1 protein-coding gene and 1 pseudogene are annotated in these 1,111 nt (G+C 68.3%); both read right to left on the bottom strand.

All coding sequences use genetic code 11. The features are described from left to right. Window positions 1–689, bottom strand: a pseudogene (locus tag ABQJ48_RS37750) (electron transfer flavoprotein subunit alpha/FixB family protein); the annotation flags it as partial. 199 nt (window positions 690–888) lie between these two features. Further along, window positions 889–1,111, bottom strand: a 223-nt coding sequence (locus ABQJ48_RS37745; RefSeq protein WP_367842928.1) for a heterodisulfide reductase-related iron-sulfur binding cluster, incomplete at its 5' end; no start/stop codon positions are given.

Raw genomic sequence — 1,111 nt, 5'->3', positions numbered from 1 at the left:
GCAGCGGGTGCGCTGTCCAAACGCCAGGCCACCCGCTCGCCGGCGCCGGCAAACGGCAGTCTGGGCTCGACCGCATTCGGCGCGAGCAGGATCACTTCCGGTAACGGGCGCACCGCGAACGCGGTATTCGCGTGAACATAGGCGGCCACATGCGCGGCGTCGATTTCGACCACATGCGTGGCGACGCTCGCATTGGCCGCGGCCGCATAACGGCGCCCGAGGTCGCCGTCGCCGGTTGCGTTATCGGGCAGCAACACATGCACCGGCGCATAGGCCGCAACACAGGCGGCGAGCGCGTTCAGTTCGTCGAGCGGCGCGAACCTGCGACGATCGAACATCGGCAGTTCGATCAGCTTGTCGGCGCCGAGCGCCGCGGCGTCGCCCGTGAATTCACCGAATACCAGCAGCACGACTTCGGTTGCCGGGTCGGCGATTAGCGCCGCGCCGGCTAACGTCTGGCGCGCGTGATCGTCGAGCGCGCCGCGGTCCGCGTGGGCGGCCACCAGGATCACGTGTTGCGGCACGGCCGTCGTGCGGCGTGGCTTCGCCTGCTCGCGATGTGCCGCCGCGCCGTGGCCCGGGAATTCCATCGCGCCCGCCACACCGGTCACGCCGCGCGTGATGCGCTTCAGCCCCTCAGCGGTAATCGTGAACGGCCGGCGCGGGTCAATCCGTTTAAGCGTAGTCATTCGCGTCACTCCAGCGCCGCAGCAGCGTAATGCACTTCAGCCCCTCAGCGGTAATCGTGAACGGCCGGCGCGGGTCAATCCGTTTAAGCGTAGTCATTCGCGTCACTCCAGCGCCGCAGCAGCGTAATGCACTTCAGCCCCTCAGCGGTAACCGTGAACGGCCGGCGCGGGTCAATCCGTTTAAGCGTAGTCATTCGCGTCACTCCAGCGCCGCAGCAACCAGTTCGGCGACGTCCAGCACTTCCGGACGCGGCCCCACCACGCCTTCGAGCATCGCCGTGCAGTTCGGGCAGCCCACTGCGACGATCTCCGCACCGGTGGCGCGCGCATCGTCGATGCGGATATCCGGAATGCGCCGCTTGCCCGGAATGTCGGTCAACGGCGCTCCGCCGCCACCGCCGCAGCAGCGCCCGCGCATGCCG

This window comes from Paraburkholderia suaedae (assembly GCF_040812055.1).
GTDB lineage: Bacteria > Pseudomonadota > Gammaproteobacteria > Burkholderiales > Burkholderiaceae > Paraburkholderia.
This window is presented reverse-complemented; position numbering and strand designations above follow the sequence as displayed.